Genomic DNA, 17,587 nt, shown 5'->3' with positions numbered 1-17,587 from the left:
TAGGCATTTCGATGACATGGCCATGGCGTTCCATCGGGACCTCTATTCCATCCGGGGTTAAAAAAACTTCTGCTCCTCTGAAAACTCATACTTTCTTTCATCTTAAAAATTGTTGCCGATTGCGTTCAAAGCCCTTGAAGATCGGCTGCAGGCATGATATATAATTTTCTACGATCACAATCGGTGGTAATCCAACCATGCGAACTAAGGAGTTAATGAGGAATGAATGACCGGCTGCAGCCCAAGTACCATATCGGAGATCATGATTTCTCCATCCAATACATGTCGCGAAACGGTTCCAGCAGCATGCCCCGTCCGCATGAGCATCCCTACTTTGAGCTGTATTACTTGCTTAACGGTGAGCGGGTCTACTTCATGGACGATAACGTGTTTACCGTCAAAAAAGGGGACATGATGATCGTGAACCCGCATGATCTCCACTCAACGGCAAGCTCCGATAAGCTGACCTTCGAGCGGGTGCTGATCAGCTTCTCCAGAAGCTTCATCGAACAAGGCGATGCCGGCGTCGCCAAGCTGCTCGATCACGGGACGTCCAGACTCGTTCGCATTCCGCTGAAGCATCAGCCCGAAATCGAACGGCTGCTCCTCTCGATGCTCGCAGAATGCCAAACGGAGCAGACTCACTACAGCTCATTGGTTCGCGCATGGATGAACGAGCTGCTCATCCGCCTTCATCGGATCGAGACCACGCTTCAATTCCAAACCCATGAATATGAGCATCCGATGCATCAGAAAATTTCAGAAATTGCCCAATATATCAAATCCAATTATCATGAAAGGCTTACGCTGGAGCAGGTCGCCAAGCAGTTTTACATCAGCCCTTCCTATCTCAGCAGAGTGTTCACCAAGCTGACAGGCTTTCACTTTCGCGAATACCTGCAGGTGGTACGAATTCGCGAAGCACAGAAAATGCTCGTGAACAGCAGAGAATCCGTACAATTCATCTCCGAGCAAGCCGGATTTGAGCATATTGCCCACTTTAATAAAACCTTCAAAAAAATCGCGGGGACCACGCCTCTTCAGTACCGCAAGCGTCATGGATAGAATCGGGGCTGTTCCAAAGTTGTTACCGTCTTGGAGCAGCCCCGTAATCTTTCTCTTTCTATATCTCTCCTCTTCCAACCCTAAACCAGTCGATATCCACATACCCTCTATCCGCTTGTTCTTCCGTACTTGCCGCGAACAATCCGACCTTGGCACCGACCCAGTGACCCTTTTCGGCTTCGAACTCCCTATCTCCGCACGGCAAGAAAGGACCATCGGCAGAAGCAAAATAGAAGCGGCATTGAGCACCGGGATGAACGGTCACCCGAAGCGTTACCTTCCCTTCATCCAATCCGTCGGACCACACCACATTCTCCTCCGAGCCGTTCCCTTGGGCCTGGATGATTTCCATGCCGGAGCCGTCCGCCTTCATCTGAATGGCCGCATAAGCGAATGTTCGTCCGAATACGATCAAGCCCGCCCGTTCACCAGGCTTTAGCGCCGTTCCATCCAGTTTGGCTTCCGCATGAAATACTTCCGCCGGGAATTTCTGCATCAGCAAGTGAGGAGCATCGTAGATCGTGCGCGAAGGCTGGTTCTCCGGCACCGGGAAGGCGAATAATCGCAAATGGCTTTCCTCCTCGAATGCATACCAGGCCGGATTCGGATTAGCCTGCCACTGCCACTGAAGGCCAAGCTGAGCGTCTTCGAACTCGTCTGAATCGTCCGGTGCCTCAATCCTGTGTTCCCCGCCGACGTTTGGCTTCGGATAACGCAGAACCGGTTCGCCGATCCCGTCTCCATTCGTATCGGCACCCATTTCCGGCCAATCATCCACCCAGCATATCGGCTGCAGATGAACAATTCTTCCGTAGGCCCCTTTGTCTTGAAAATGCATAAACCAGGATTCTCCCGAATCCAGCTCTACCCAACCGCCCTGATGCGGGCCGTTAATCGGGCTATCGCCTTGATGCAGTACGATTTTGTCTTCATAAGGGCCAAAGACCGAGGTTGACCGAAGCACGGTCTGCCACCCCGTTGATACTCCCCCGGCAGGCGCAAAAATATAGTAATAACCATTTCGTTTATACATCTTCGGCCCTTCCATCGTCGGATGACGTTCGGTCCCGTCGAAGACAATCTGACCTTCATCCAAGAGGCGCTTTCCGTCCGGGGACATCCGGCACATTCTTAACAGATGCTTGATGCCGCATCTACTTTTGGCAAACGCGTGAACCAGGTAGGCCTGGCCGTCATCGTCCCAGAACGGACACGGGTCGATCAAGCCTTTCCCCTCTTGAACCAGATGCAGAGGCGTCCAGCTGCCTGCCGGGTCCGCAGCTGTGCTCATCATGATGCCGACATCCGGATCCCCGTAGAACACCCAGTACTTGCCGTCATGGAACCGAAGGGCCGGAGCCCAGACGCCGTTCCCATGTTGAGGGACGTCATAGCCCGGCAGCTCCATCCGGGGCAGCACATGATTAATAATCCTCCAGTTAATCAAATCCTTCGAGTGCAGAATCGGCAGTCCCGGCAGATGACCGAAGCTGGAGGCCGTCATATAGAAATCTTCCCCGACCCGGATCACATCCGGATCCGAATAATCCGCATGAAGCACCGGGTTCACGAACGTCCCGTCTCCCTGATCCGACAACCATGATTTGTTCTGTAATGCTTGCAGCGATGACGATGAGTGCATCATTTAGTTCCTCCTCCTATCACGAATCTGCTAACCGCTCCATTTCCAGACTGGCAAGGATGAAAGGCGCTACGCCAATCTGGGCGTCGGACACCACTTGTTCACTGATGTAATATTCATACGAGCCGTTGCGGTCATCGCTGAGCCCCGCTCCATGACATATGGAATGAAGATGCACGCCGGTTTTGCCAGCCTCAACAAACCGCTGGATCAAACCTTCGTAAGCCCGCTCCGCAACAGGTCTTGAAGGCTGTTCCAGATACTGGAGCCGAACACCCTTGGCCAAAGCGTAAATAAACATGGAGGAGCCGGAGGTTTCAAGATAATTGCCTTCCCGGAAGCCCTGATCGAGCACCTGGAACCACAGCCCGCTCTCTTTCTCCTGATAACGTGCCAGCGCTCGGCTTAGGCGTTCGAATATGCCAATCATTGTACCTCGCTTCGGATGATCTACCGGAAAAAATTCAAGACTGTCCACTAGCGCCATCGCATACCAGCCCAAGGCCCGGCTCCAAAAATGCGGGGACCGCCCGCTTTCCGGATCGGCCCATACTTGTTCCTTCGCTTCATCCCATCCGTGATAGAGCAGGCCCGTCTTGGAATCCCGGGTTCTACGCTCCACCAGCAGAAGCTGGTGAGCTACCTCGTCGAACAGTTCAGACCGGTTATAAGTTTTGGCATACTGGGCCAGAAACGGCGATGACATATAGAGCCCATCCAGCCACATCTGAAACGGGTATACTTTTTTGTGCCAAAAACCGCCGTCCGTCGTTCTGGGCTGGCTGATCAGCTGGGCGGCTAGCGTATGGGAAGCCTTTTCATAACGGGAGTCATGAAATCTGGCACTTAGCGCAAATAAATTTTTCCCCTGGTTGATCTGGTCCAGATTATATTCTTCGATTCTGTACCCCCGAATGTCCCCATCAGCCTGAACAAACAGATCCATATGCCGCTTCATGAAATCAAAATAATCGTCCTTGTTATAAAAGTCCCCTGTGCGGGCGACCGCCATGAGCATCATCCCGGGAACATACGCCCACCGGCGGGCAATTTCCGGGTGAAGTCCCTCGCTGTCCGCTTGACGGAGAATGGTTTCCGCCGTCCGGACGGACCAATTGTTCTCTTGCTTCAATACCGCCTCACCTCAATATCCTTGGAAGATTTAATCTCAAGCCTCATTATAAAGAAACATAAACGATAAAAATTCCGGATTTGATGCTGAATCAATCGCGTTTTTTGCATTTTATGCTCTGTTTCTCTGTTTACTTTCCCTCTAGAAAACAAGTCTAAGAAGCTGTTTTTTTTCAAATCCGGCAAAAAAGGCAAAGAATGACTCGATTTAAACATCGGAGATGTTTTTATTGGAATCTCCAATTCGATAACATAGATATAAAATCCATAGAGGAGCGTGTTCATCGATGAAAATCACAGTAGATCCCAGCGGGCAAGGCGACTTCGTGACGGTGCAATCTGCAATCGACTCGATTCCCGAACAGTCCGATTGTCTTGTCATCATCGAAATTAAAAAAGGTGTTTACCGTGAGAAAATCAACATTCCTTCATCGAAACCAGCCATCCGTATGATCGGTGAAGGACCTGAAGAAACGATTCTTACATATTCGGATAACGCCCACACCTTAGATGAAGATGGACAACCCCTCGGGACCTTTCGCAGCGGAAGCTTCTATATCTGCGCAAATGATTTCAGCGCCGAACAATTGACCATCCGCAATGATTCCGGTCCTGGGACGGGTCAGGCAGTCGCTGCCTTTATCGATGCCGACCGGGTGTCCTTTCGGTATGTAAAACTTGAAGGTGATCAAGATACGCTCTATGTGTCCGGCGGACGTCATTTCTTTGCCGAATGTTATATCGAGGGCGATGTCGATTTTATATTTGGGCCTGCAACGGCCGTATTCGACCGGTGCACCATCCACTGCAAGCGGTCCGGTGGTTACCTGACCGCAGCCAATACGCCGGAGGAAGCGGAGTTTGGCTATGTCTTTATCGATTGCAAAATCTCGGGAGCACCCGGTGTTGAGAACGTATACCTTGGCCGGCCTTGGCGTGCTTATGCCAATGTGGTGTTCATCCGATCCGAGATGGACGGCTCCGTTCATCCACAGGGCTGGCATAACTGGAACCAACCGGACCGTGAAGAAACATCGCGTTATGCCGAATTCGGCAGCCGCGGCCCCGGAGCATCCCTCTCCTTGCGGGTTGCGTGGTCCAGGCAGCTCACTGAGACCGAGGCTAAACGGTTTACCATCGAACATGTGCTCAGTGGCCAAGACCGTTGGTATCCGCCCTACACTCCTGGTACATCCAATCAGACGAGAGGTTGATGATGATGACTGCACTGGCTCGAGTCCGTCCGGAGGACGTCGGTATTCCTCCTTCCGCCATTCTCCGCTTTATGGAGGATATGACGGAAAGGAATATGAACCTGCACAGCTTTATGCTGCTTCGGCATGGCAAAGTAGCTGCCGAAGGTTATTACTCCCCTTTTCACAAGGATTTAAGGCATCCGATCTTCTCCGTCAGCAAGAGCTTGACATCGGCAGCCGTCGGCATTGCCATCGGTGAAGGACGGATCTCCCTGGAGGACAAGGTCATTCATTTTTTTCCGGATAAGCAGCCGGAGACCGTACACCCGTACACAGCCGATATGACCATCCGGCATCTGCTGAGTATGCAAACCGTCCACCGAAAATCAACCAATAAAGAGGCCCGGGATATCGTGTTCGAGTATCTTCATACGCCACCGAGTCATCCCCCGGGGACCGTCTTTGCCTACGATACGACAGGTACGCATACGCTCTGCGCCATACTCCAACGGGTTACGGGGACAACCGTGCATGACTATCTCGATGACCGCTTGTTTCAGCCCCTCGGGATGCAGGATATCGAGTGGGAGACCTGCCCGCTCGGAATTAACCAGGGCGGCAGCGGAGCCTATTGCACCACGGAGGATCTGGCCAAATTCGGTCAGCTCTATCTGCAGGACGGGCTGTGGAACGGAATCCGGATCCTGCCGGAGGGCTGGGTAGAGTTAAGCACGTCCAAGGTCGTTGATAACTCCAGCGCCGGAATTCTGCTGGAAGGACGAAGCGGGTACGGATACCAGTTCTGGCGAGCCAGGCGTCAAGCCTACTGCGCTTTCGGCGCAGGCGGGCAATTCGTCCTTATCATCCCGGACCATGACGCCGTTTTTGTCTCGACGGCCAACACCATGCTGAACCGGGATGAACACCAAGGAATCCTCGACTGCGTTTGGACCCATCTGGTTTCTTCCATGCAGCAGTCCTGCCCCCTAGATGATGCCGGTTGTCAGCGGATGCAGCAGCGTCTAAGCGCCTTGAAGCTCCATCTGCCGGAGGGAAGCTCCATCTCCAGTACAGCCGTGCAGGTCTCGGGGCAGCAATATCGCCTAACTGCTAACGAGCCGGGATGGGCAGGATGTCATTTTACGTTCAGTGAGCAATCCTGTGAACTCACCTTCATTCATGAAACCGGTCGTCCCAAGGTTGTTTGCTCCATGAATGATTGGCATATCGGTCCCGACCCTTTTTTCGGCCTTCCCTCCGCCTGTGGTGCCGTATGGGCAGACCCGTCGACCTGCTTGATCCACATTCAACTGCTGGAACAACAGCAGATGTTTATCCTTACCTGCCGTTTTGACCGCGATGGTCTTGTGCTGCAAATCAAGCCGGCTGGCGCGCTTAGAACGAATCATCTTGATCTCGTGCTAATTGGAACGAAAATGGACAGCCCATGAACCGAGTGCTCCTAATTTGCCTCATTATATAAGTTGAATGAGTGATTTGCCTATAAGGCAGCCGTGTGAAATGTTCTTTCGATCATTAATACAGATATATTAGTAGTGAGAGACAAAGCAGCCAAGTACACCAAAGGCACTTCCTTTTACTTGCCAGCTTTGTCTCTCGTTTACATGCTCCTCAATGACCGCTATTTTTGATTCGTGTTAGATTCTTTATATTCTGCAGCCATTTGATCTCCGCCGCTCTTTCTCCATTTCTCCACTTCCGCCTTCCAGCCGGCCTCGTCAATCTGCCCCATAATGAACTTGGTTTGCGCATCGGTGATGATCTGCTCCAGCTCTCCGCCGCGTTCATTGTAAGTCGTCGATTTCAGGGTAAGCGCCGGATTCGGTACAATGTAATTCTCGTTCTCATACACGATTTGTTTGTTCTTGTTGAACAGCTCCGTTCCTTTCGGTTTCTTCTCCATATTGTACAAATCGCCCCGTTGCGGAAACGTATCGCGATAAGGCTTGACTTCTTGAGCGTCCTTATCCGCATCGATCGTTACGGTATAATCTCCTTCGACTTTGTAATGCACGCCTTCGATGCCTTTATTAATAACATTGACCATCTCGGGATCCAGCAGCTTGTCAACGAAGGTCAGCACTTTAGCCAGTTCTTCTTCAGACTTGACCGTCGATCTCGGGATTGCCAGGAAGCCGGTATTTCCGCTTTCCCCCGGAACACGAATGCCTTCTGGACCTTGCAGCGGAGATACGTCGACAACCGCTTCCGGAACAACCTTCTCCAGCTTGGTTTGCAGCGATTGACCGTTACCGCCGGAGATCCGGATATTCGCGCGGCCCGATTCATACACCTTATTGAGCTCGGAGGAATCAACCACGGCGAAATCCTGATTAATCAGCTTCTCTTCATATAATCTTCTAAACAGCTTCATGACATCGAAGAACTGCTCGGATACAAACTCCGGATAGAAATTGCCTTGCTCGTCGATGCCCCATTTATTAGGTGCGCCTTGGGAAACGGCAAGCCGGGTCAAGGTCGATGCCGTACCCTGGTTATAGCCTTTGTCGAGCATCATTCCGTAGGTGTCCCTTTTTCCGTTGCCATCCGGATCCTCCTCCGTGCTGTACCGGATAATTTCATACCAATCATCCAGGGTGACAGGCTCCTTCAAGCCGGCTGCATCGAGCCAGTCCTTGCGGTAGCTGACGATCGCCCGGCCCATGTCCCGGAACAGGGGGATGCCGTACACTTTGCCGTTCACGCTGATGTTGTCGTAATAGGCCTGCGGCTGCGCGGCCAAATTCGGGTAATTTTTCAATTGCTCGGTGATGTCCCAGAACAGATCCGCTTCGAGCGAGCTGATCGTCGTTGGCGTATAGTTCAGCTTGATGAGCTTCGGAAGCTCATTGGAAGCGACCATGACGTTAACCTTCTCGTCGTATGCGGAGTAGGGAATCCACTGAATCCGCAGATCCGTATTTGTGTATTCGCGTATTTTTTCCTCCATCTGATTTTTCGGGTCGGGTATTTCCCCAACCTGATTAACCACCAGCGTAAGCGGATAAGGTCCGTCGCCATTGACCCCGCTCCCGCCGCTTTTGTCTCCGCAAGCCGTTACAACCATCATCCCCGCCAGCATTGCCATAACGGTTGTCATCCATCTTTTCTTCATCTTTAGCCCTCCATCATATTCATTTCTATTGAAACCCTCTTATTGGGAAGAAGGCGCATCCAACCGGTTATCCTTTCACTGAGCCCAGCATGACGCCTTTCGCAAAATGCTTCTGCAGAAAAGGATACACGAGCAGAATGGGCACGGTGGCAAAAACGATGACCGCCATACGAATCGTTAACGGCTGCACGTCCATTTCGTCGAAGCTGGAATCCCCTACCCGGCTCTGTGCCAAAATCACGATTTCCCTAAGCAGAACCTGAATCGGCCATTTCTCGTTATCATTGATGTATAGAATGGCATTAAAAAACGTGTTCCAATGAGCAACCGCGTAAAACAAACCGAACGTGGCCATCGCTGGCAGCGACAATGGAAGCACAATTCGAATCAGAACTCCCAAGTCATTGCAGCCATCGATTTTAGCCGAATCCTCCAGCCCGTCGGGAATTTGCTGGAAGAAGTTCTTCAGCACGATCAGGTTAAACGCACTGATGGCACTTGGTATCATCAAGGACCACAGCGTATTGGTCAAATTCAACCCGTTCACGACGAAGTATGTTGGGATCATCCCCCCGCTAAACAGCATCGTGATCAATACGCCGAGCAGGATGGGATTTCTGCCCCGGAGATGAGGCTTGGACAACGGATAAGCCATCAGCGATGTAAACGCCAGGTTGATCAGTGTTCCTACTACCGTAATATAGATCGAAACGAGCAAGCTTCGCGGCAGTGTGTCGGACGAGAAAATATATTGGTACGATACGAGCGACCATTCTTTGGGCCATAGAATCAACCCACCCTTGGCGACTTCAGCCGGACTGGCAAACGAAACCGCCAGCACATACACGAATGGAAGAACACACACGATCGCAACGATGAATAAAATCGAATGGTTAATGATATCAAACAGGCGATTGCCCCAGGTTTGATCTTGACGCACGTTTATTCCCTCCTGTCATTTCAAAAAATGCATCCGCGGCATCCTCCTAGTACACCCCTTCTTCCCCGAATCGCTTGGCCATCCAGTTTGAACCGAGAACCAGAATCAATCCGACAAAGGATTTAAACAAACCGACGGCTGCGCTGTAACTGTACTGTGCCTGCGTCATCCCTTTGGTGTATACATACGTATCGAATACTTCACTCACTTCCCGGTTTGTCGGCGTGATCATCAGGAAGATTTGCTCGAAGCCCGAGTCCAGGAAGTTGCCTAAACGAAGAATAAGCAAAATGATGATCGTGCTGCGGATGGCTGGCAGCGTGATATGCCACAGCTGACGCCAGCGTCCGGCTCCGTCGATCCGTGCGGCTTCATACTGCTGCAGGTCTACGCCAGCAAGGGCGGCAAGAAAGATCACGGTGCCCCAGCCTACTTCCTTCCAGATCGACTGGGACACAATCATCGTCCGGAACCAGTCCTTCTCCAGCAGGAATGCGATTTTCTCTCCCGTTATCTGATAAATGATTTCATTCAGAATGCCGTTCTCGGTCGTAAACAATATATAGAAAATACCGACAACGACAACCCAGGATACAAAATGCGGAATGTAGATCAAGGTTTGCACAAACCTTTTGAAGCGCTCCCGCCTTAGCTCATTCAGCATGAGCGCCAATATAATCGGCAGCGGAAAGAAAAAGATCAGATTATATAAAGCTAAAATGATGGTGTTTCGAAAAAGCATCCAAAACTGCGGTTCGCTGAAAAAGCGCTCGAAATGCTTGAACCCGACCCACGGGCTGCCGAAGAACCCGGTATGCGGCTTGTAATCCTGAAAAGCCATCGTCACCCCGTACATCGGCACGTATTTAAATACGATAAAATACAGCACGCCTGGCAGCAGCATCAGATACATCCACCTGTCCCTGACCAGATCCCTTAGTAAGAGCTTTCGTTTCTCCAGGCGCAGTTCCCTCTTTACTTGCGGGCCGACTGTTGCCGGAGCTTGATTTGTTTTCATAGCACCTCTCCTCAAAGTTTTGTGAGCGTTACTTCTTGAATGAGATTCGAACAAAACTCACTTCGGAAGCATGCCCTTAGTTTTGTGAGCGTTACTTCCTGAATCAGTTTCGAACAAAACTCACATCGGAAGCACGCGCTTAGTTTTGTGAGCGTTACTTCCTTAATCAGCTTCGAACAAAACTCGCTTCGGAAGCATGGGCATTGCCTGTTTGAACATCGTTTTTGTTGGTTGTATGCGTTTTCATGGATTAATTATCCGTCACCATCCTCGTGTCCGGCTATACTCCGTTCATGACTTCACGCACCAGCCCTCGGTAAATGCCTTTCCAGCAAGGGTTACAGGATTTCACCAATTCCCCTGCATATGCCGTATTCCACCTTCTATATGCCGCATATGACATGCAGATAAGAACAGGATCTTTGCCGTCTACATTAGCCATGGAATAAATGGTCCCGAATCTATATTTATAATGGCACCGTACGGGCGTTCTTTTTCGTGCAAAAAAGCTGCTCCACCGCAGAACATTCTACGGATGGAACAGCTCCATTAAGTTCTTGTTATGGTGGCTTACTCAAAATTGAGCCATCATGCAGCCGGGTATGTCTTCATCTTCGGATCGAGCTGCTCATTCTCAAGCTAGCCTTCTTCACTATGCTGCTCCCGGTACTGGCCGGGAGTTACCCCAAATGTCCGACGGAACGTACGAATGAAGGCGCTGATATTTGTGTAGCTCACTTTCTGGCCGATTTCCGAGACCTTCATCTCGGTCGTGGCCAGCAGATTTTTGGCTATATTCATTCGGTACTCGCTTAAGTATTCACTGAAGGACACACCCATCTCTTTCTTAAATACCCGGCTGATATAAGCCGGATTAAAATTCATGACCGCCGCGCAGTATTCGAGTGAAATGTCTTTATCATACTGCTCTTGCACGATCTCCACGATTCGGCGGGTAATGCTTACGAATTGCTTATCTGCCATGTCCTCCAGAATCCCGATCACAGGTTTAAACAATTTGGAGTGGAACCAGCTCGCAATTTCGCTTCGTGTCTGCAGCCTGAACAGAAGCTTCAACTCCTCTTCGCCATTCCATAATTGCTGCATCGACAGTCCCTGCTCCTGGGCTATGCTTACGGTCCTGGACGCGAGCTGCAGCAGCAATAAATGATGCTCTTGATAAAGCCCGTCCTTGCACAGCAATTCATCCAAATAACGCTGAAACTGCTGCTCCACCTTCTCAAGCTGTCGTTCTTCAAGGGCAAGCATCATCTGTTCTTCAATCAGTCTTAATTTCGTGTATACTGTCTTCTCTGCACTTCCTTGATCCACAATATCGGCATAGCGTACGATGATATTCGATCCGAGAATAAATCGTAATTTGAGTGCCTGGCTGCTTTCTTTATAGGCGCGCTTCGCATTGGACAACCGCTTGAATGGAAGGCTGATGCCGATGCTGCATTCGAGCCCGAGGTATTCCTGAACCTTGGTTTTGATGTGCTGAGCGGTCTCATAGAACAAAGCTTGCCCGGCTTCGGCATCCTCTTCTTTACAGGTCAGCAGCGTCACCTGGGAATGATTCAGCACGATCGGACTGAAGCGGGCCTCTTCTGGCAGGGTTTCCGAGACGATATTGCTTACCGCAAACAGAAGAAGCTCCCGATCCTGTTCCTGGAACCGCGACTGCTGAAGGTTATCCAGCTCAAGCTGCAGCACCCCGAGGCTTCCCCAGCCCGTTGGAAACCCGTAGCGTTCGGAAGCGTACTTGTCATCGGCTCCGGACATTTGCTCAGTAAACAGCTTCAGGACATAGAACTCTCGCAAATGGACCGTTTGGGATTTCATCTGTTTGTCCAGCTCGTTTCTGGAAACGGCAAGGGAGGTCAGGCTCTCCCGAATGAACTCAAACTCATCTTTGCGGTTGGCATCGGCCTGCTGCGGCTGAACGTTCGTCGCGAACTCATGGAGTCTGCGGATTGGAGAATACATCCTCCGGCTGCCAAACCAAGAAGCAATCAGCACGGTCACAATAATCCCGAAACAGGCGGCGGCGGTAATCAGCGCAATGTTTCCTGTCTGGTCCGTTACTTTATCCAGGGATACGACGGATACATAGGTCCACCCGTTATATTCCGATTTGGCATACAGCACGCTCACCTTTTTACCTTCGCTCTCGGCATGGAATGCACCTTGGAGCTGATCGGACTGCTGAATCCTTGCCGAAATCTCTCCGTTGATCGAACGGTAAGCCTCACGATCCTGAACTGGCGACAGGAATGCATCTCCCTGCTCGTTTAGGATATACTGGGCGGCCCGCAAATTGACGGGCTCCAGCATGCTCCGGATATCTTTGGCGGTGATTTGCAGAATCAGAATACCCGTCGGCGACGCGTTCTTCGACAGCAGCGGTATTTTATGCACCAGCCGAAGGGTTGTTGCCGTTTGTTCGGCGCTGTTCCAATGATCCGTCTCCACCGGATTCGCGGTTTGCGAGATTTCTCCCGAGCCCGCTGCCCAGAATATGCTATCATTGGTATCCAGATACCGCTCGAACTCGGTTTTGTTCAATCCCTCCAGAGGTTTGAGGGAATTTAAATCCACGACCCATTCATGCTTCAGATTAACGACATACACCTGATTTAATATAGTCTGCGTCTGCAGGTTAAACATTTCTTTCATCAGTTCCCGGACCTTAATAAAGTCCTGTCCACTTAACTTGCTGTCCATCACAGACTTCAGCAGCGAAGAGTTCTCAAACTGCAGGGCGGTTCTTTGCATGGAATCGAGCACTTGCTCGACCCTCATCCGGGTCTGGTTCAACAGATGCATATTTCCCTCGTTTACCTTCTCCTCCACATCTTTGGCGGCTATAAAATAAGAGAAAAATCCGATAAGAATCGTCGGGAAGGATCCCAGCAGTAAACTATAAATGAGTATTTTGGATTTGAATGTTCCCAATATCGTCTGCTCCTTCTTGGTATTGGATGTAAAGAACAGGACCAACAGGACATTATAAATCGATATGTAGTCTTCTTATGATAACGCTTGCAAAAATAATGATTTAAAAATCATACCATACCCTAGCCATAATTTTTAGTCTCCCCATGCTTTTTTTGCCAGCATTTTGATCTATTTATGTCAAAAGCACTTCCCTCTGTTTATTCAATATAGAGAATCCAAAAGTTGCGAATATGGCCCTGGTCCATTCATATGCCAACAAGCTCTTGCGAATTGGCAAGAGCTTGTTGGCAATAGCCCATCATTCAGGCTGGAACATGATCTTATTCTGCTGAGTCGGTGACCGCACCTTTAGATGCTGAGGACACTAATCGTGCATATTTGTATAATACGCCTGTGGAAACCTTGAGTGGAGGCTGCTGCCATGCTTGTGCCCGTACAGCGAAATCTGCATCCGATACGTCGAAGTTCATTTCTTGCGTTTCACTGTCGATGGTGATCATATCTCCATTCTTCAGCAGGGCGATCGGCCCTCCTACCTGTGCTTCTGGCGATACGTGGCCAACTACGAACCCATGCGATCCTCCCGAGAACCTGCCGTCCGTAATCAGCGCTACCTCCCCACCGAGACCTTTGCCTACAATGAGAGCCGTTACCGACAGCATCTCCGGCATACCCGGTCCGCCTTTTGGACCACAATAACGAATAACTAACACATCACCCTTGCGGATTTCATCTTTCAAGATCGCTTCGGTTGCATCTTTCTCGCTGTCATACACCTTGGCCGGTCCGACAAAACGCAGCTTCTTCATACCCGACATTTTGGCAACCGCACCTTCAGGTGCGAGGTTACCACTTAGCACAACCAATGGCCCATCTGGCTTCAACGGCTTATCGATAGGGTGAATGATTTCCTGGCTGTCCATTAACGGTGCAACCTCCGCCAGATTCTCTGCCAAGGTTTTGCCTGTAACCGTCAGGCAATCCCCATGCAGAAGCCCCTCCGCGAGCAACAATTTCATGACGCCCGGTATGCCGCCCACTTCGTTTAAGTCCTGCATGGCATGTCGTCCGCTTGGCTTGAGGTCTGCGAGGTGGGGAACGCGCAAACGGATTCGCTCGAAATCGTCTAATGTCAAATCTACGCCAACCGAATGAGCGATGGCGAGCAGATGCAGGAACGCGTTAGTTGAACCGCCTAAAGCCATGACAACCGTTATCGCATTCTCAAATGCCTTTTTGGTCATGATGTCCCTGGGATAGATTTCATGCTCCAGCAGGGATATGACCTGCCTTCCAGCGGCAGCACATTCCGCTGCCTTGTCAGGTGAAATAGCCGGTGTGGAGGATGACCCGGGCAGGCTCATCCCCATGGCTTCTGCCGCAGCGGCCATCGTGTTGGCTGTGTACATGCCCCCACAGGAGCCCGGTCCCGGGCAGACGCTGCACTCAACCTTATGGAGCTGCTCGTCCGACATTTTTACATCATGATATTGCCCCACTGCTTCAAAAGCCGTAACGATATCCACGTTCTTGCCTTCGAGTTTCCCAGGTTGGATGGTACCGCCATAAACGTAAACCGCAGGAATATTCATCCTTCCGATCGCCATCAGGCATGCGGGCGTATTCTTGTCACAACCGCCGATCGCCACAAGACCATCGAATCGTTCGGCCCCCGTCACGATCTCAATCGAATCCGCGATGGCTTCACGGCTGGGCAGGGAGAACAGCATGCCGCCATGTCCCATCGAAATGCCATCCGAAACCGTGATCGTGTTAAAAATAAGCGGAGCGCCGCCATGGTTGCGTACCCCTTGCTTAGCCTCTATGGCTAACTTGTCTATATGCATATTGCACGGAGTCACTTCACTCCAGGTGCTGGCTACGCCAATCATCGGTTTCTTGAAATCCTCATCTGTAAAACCAACAGCCCTAAGCATCGCTCTGTTCGGTACCCGATTGACCCCCTCACTGATTACTTTACTGCGAATACGCAAGTCTTTTTTGTTTGTCATCCTTCCCTCTCCTGTCTATTTAGAGTAACCCATGAAGTTCCTGCATGGGACGTATAAAATTTTGTTTCATCATGGCCTGTGCCCGCTCGCTGTCTTTCTGCTCGAAGGCGCTGATAATTAATGCATGCTCATCGACCGAGGCTTGTGTAGCAGCGATCGGTTGTTTTAGGAACACGTATTTAAACCGCCGGATATGCATCTGAAGAGAAGCGCTGTATGTAGCGACATATGGATTATCGGAGAGTTCCACAATCAAGTTATGAAACTGCTCATCCAACTCCATAGCTTGATAGACTTGCCCGCTTTTCATGACATTCTCAAAATCCAGATTAATCGCTCGCAATTGCTGGATCTGCGCCGGAACAATAATGGTAGCGGCCACTTCGGCAGCTAATGCTTGAAGAGCAGCCATGGTCGAATACATCTTAAAGATATCTTCCCTCTCAATGGCTGTAACTTTTGTTTCTTTTCCAGGATGACTGGACACGAGTCCTTGTACTTCGAGCAGTTGAAAAGCTTCCCGGATAGGCGTTCGGCTTACGCCAAGGGACTCCGCCAATTCAGCGTCAAGCAATTTCTCGCCGGGCTGCAACGTGCCATCGATAATCCACCGTTGAATTTGGGAGAACGCTCTTTCCTTTGCAGTCATCCGTACGGGAGAGACAAAATTCTTAGGTACAGGCATAGTTTTAATCATCCTTACTAATCAAGTTTGTTATATGCAATATATCGCATACTTATATTAAATACAATACATTAGATGGCTTCCTTTGATAAAAATAACAATCAGAGGAAATACTTAACCAAACTATCTAACTGCTAAGAACCACCCTTTAACAAGAGAGGTGTAAACAACAATGCCATTTTCCACATGGACGGGTTCGAACGAATCCCATAACGAAGTCTCTTCCAATTCAAATGATGCGAGTTCAGAGGGCCGGAACATATCGGAGAGTCTAGAAGAGACCACATCCGAAATCAAAAATATTCTGGGCGATAACGACGATTTTATGATACATCCTTTCCATGTGTTCGGGCAGCATCCGGCCGTGTTGTTTTATTTCTCCGATATGACGGATCACGCCGTCATTAATAATACTTTATTGAGACCTCTTAAATATGGCCCTCTCCATCTCGATGTTTCAGACCTGCCTCGCCATGCGTTGATGGACACGTTGATGAAAGATACGCTCTATCACAGCGAAGGATACTCGGAACGAAAAATCCGCGTACTCACCGACAATCTTCTAAGGGGACAGTCAGTTGTAGCGATCGAAGGGCTGGACGAGGCTATTATCATTGATACACGAAAAATAACGCAGCGTTCGATAGAACAGCCCGCTACAGAACAGGTGATCCGCGGGGCCCGGGAAGGATTCATCGAGACGCTCGGCACCAACATTTCCCTGCTCCGTTACCGGCTGCAAACGCCGGATTTCCGCGTGAAATCTATGGAGATCGGAACGAAAACGAAATCCAAGGTAGCGGTCTGTTACATGGATGGCATCACTAATCCCGGCATCGTTAATGAAGTGAATAAGCGCCTGGACGCCATTGAAATCGATGCCGTGCTGGATTCGGGGTATCTGGAACAGTTTATCGAAGACAATCATTGGTCTCCGTTTCCGCAAATCCAGTATACGGAACGGCCCGACAAAGTCGTAGCAAATCTGCTGGAAGGCAGAGTGGCCATTCTGGTCGACGGTTCCCCGCTCGCCTTGATCGCTCCAACGGTATTCAGCCAGTTCTATCAAACGGTCGAAGATTATACCGAGCGATTTCTATTGATGAGTGCGATCCGGCTGTCCCGTCTGGTTGCTTTGATATTTTCCTTGGTTTTTCCCTCGTTGTATGTAGCGATTATCTCCTTTAATCCTGAGCTGATTCCCACGGAATTTGCGGTTGCCGTCGCGGGTGGACGTGCAGGCGTCCCGTTTCCTGCAATGGTCGAAGTGCTCGTTATTGAAATTTCGATGGAGGTTTTACGGGAAGCTACGATCCGGTTGCCGCAACAAGTGGGCGGCGCTTTATCCATTGTCGGCGTGCTCGTCATCGGACAGGCCGCGGTATCTGCCGGGTTCGCCAGTCCGATTACCATCGTCATCATCGCATTAACGACCATCGGGTCTTTCGCAACGCCGGCCTACAACGCGGCGCTTGCGCTCCGTCTTCTGCGTTTTCCGCTGATCATATTAGCCGGGATCTTCGGCTTGTACGGCGTCATGGTCGGCATCATTCTGATTGCCAATCATTTATTGTCGCTTAAATCATTCGGGGTTCCGTATCTAAGCCCATTCGTGCCAGGCAACTTTCAAGGCATGCGGGATCTTCTGACTCGCGGACCGCTGTGGAAGATGAAGAACAGGCCTTCCTTCCTCCAACCGCTGAACACATCAAGGCTCGGTGATCAAATGAAGGAGCAGGTGGATCATTCCTCAACCAATATCATGAATCCCGTCCAACCTAACGACGAGAAAGGTCGATAA

At 50.4% G+C, this 17,587-nt stretch carries 12 protein-coding genes; 4 read left to right on the top strand and 8 right to left on the bottom strand.

All coding sequences use genetic code 11. The features are described 5' to 3' along the window. Positions 1–222 precede the first annotated feature (222 nt). A complete protein-coding gene (locus tag MKY82_RS14895; protein WP_194542452.1) occupies positions 223–1,065 on the top strand; it encodes a helix-turn-helix domain-containing protein in 843 nt (280 codons plus the stop codon). Between the two features lie 58 nt (positions 1,066–1,123). On the opposite strand, the gene MKY82_RS14890 is transcribed toward MKY82_RS14895, so the two are convergent. Further along, a complete protein-coding gene (locus MKY82_RS14890) occupies positions 1,124–2,710 on the bottom strand; it encodes a glycoside hydrolase 43 family protein (RefSeq protein WP_339296439.1) in 1,587 nt (528 codons plus the stop codon). 16 nt (positions 2,711–2,726) lie between these two features. Further along, entirely contained in the window at positions 2,727–3,839 is a 1,113-nt protein-coding gene (locus MKY82_RS14885; RefSeq protein ID WP_339223815.1) for a glycoside hydrolase family 88 protein, read from the bottom strand. A 286-nt stretch (positions 3,840–4,125) separates the two neighbouring features. Here MKY82_RS14885 and MKY82_RS14880 point away from each other — a divergent pair, with 286 nt between their 5' ends. Both MKY82_RS14880 and MKY82_RS14875 read left to right on the top strand, forming a co-directional pair. After that, positions 4,126–5,052 (top strand): pectinesterase family protein, encoded by a 927-nt coding sequence (locus MKY82_RS14880; RefSeq protein WP_339296438.1) that lies wholly within the window; start codon positions 4,126–4,128, stop codon positions 5,050–5,052. Then, on the top strand, positions 5,052–6,485 hold the full coding sequence (locus MKY82_RS14875; protein ID WP_339223812.1) for a serine hydrolase: 1,434 nt from the start codon (positions 5,052–5,054) through the stop codon (positions 6,483–6,485). Before MKY82_RS14880 ends, MKY82_RS14875 begins: the two co-directional genes overlap by 1 nt. A 191-nt stretch (positions 6,486–6,676) precedes the next feature. Here the strand turns inward: MKY82_RS14875 and MKY82_RS14870 are convergent, their stop codons facing one another. The 6 genes from MKY82_RS14870 to MKY82_RS14845 form a co-directional block, all read right to left on the bottom strand. Continuing rightward, the gene (locus tag MKY82_RS14870) at positions 6,677–8,170 is read right to left on the bottom strand and encodes an extracellular solute-binding protein (protein ID WP_220685436.1); all 1,494 of its coding nucleotides are present in this window, start codon (positions 8,168–8,170) and stop codon (positions 6,677–6,679) included. 67 nt (positions 8,171–8,237) lie between these two features. After that, the gene (locus tag MKY82_RS14865) at positions 8,238–9,110 is read right to left on the bottom strand and encodes a carbohydrate ABC transporter permease (RefSeq protein WP_194542446.1); all 873 of its coding nucleotides are present in this window, start codon (positions 9,108–9,110) and stop codon (positions 8,238–8,240) included. A 46-nt stretch (positions 9,111–9,156) separates the two neighbouring features. Next, complete coding sequence (locus MKY82_RS14860; RefSeq protein ID WP_194542445.1) at positions 9,157–10,128, bottom strand: sugar ABC transporter permease; 972 nt, start codon at positions 10,126–10,128, stop codon at positions 9,157–9,159. Between the two features lie 639 nt (positions 10,129–10,767). After that, positions 10,768–13,086: an AraC family transcriptional regulator gene (locus MKY82_RS14855; protein WP_339223810.1), complete on the bottom strand. Its 2,319-nt coding sequence runs from the start codon at positions 13,084–13,086 to the stop codon at positions 10,768–10,770. A 323-nt stretch (positions 13,087–13,409) separates the two neighbouring features. Further along, complete coding sequence (gene ilvD, locus MKY82_RS14850) at positions 13,410–15,101, bottom strand: dihydroxy-acid dehydratase (protein ID WP_339296437.1); 1,692 nt, start codon at positions 15,099–15,101, stop codon at positions 13,410–13,412. A gap of 19 nt (positions 15,102–15,120) precedes the next feature. Beyond that, complete coding sequence (locus tag MKY82_RS14845) at positions 15,121–15,786, bottom strand: GntR family transcriptional regulator (RefSeq protein ID WP_194542442.1); 666 nt, start codon at positions 15,784–15,786, stop codon at positions 15,121–15,123. A 172-nt stretch (positions 15,787–15,958) separates the two neighbouring features. On the opposite strand from MKY82_RS14845, the gene MKY82_RS14840 reads away from it, so the two are divergent. Next, entirely contained in the window at positions 15,959–17,587 is a 1,629-nt protein-coding gene (locus MKY82_RS14840; RefSeq protein ID WP_339296436.1) for a spore germination protein, read from the top strand.

Origin of the sequence: Paenibacillus sp. FSL W7-1279, from assembly GCF_037969845.1 — a bacterium.
Taxonomy (GTDB): domain Bacteria; phylum Bacillota; class Bacilli; order Paenibacillales; family Paenibacillaceae; genus Paenibacillus_AQ.
Note: the sequence above shows the minus strand (reverse complement) of the source record. Positions and strands in the feature narration are given on the sequence as shown.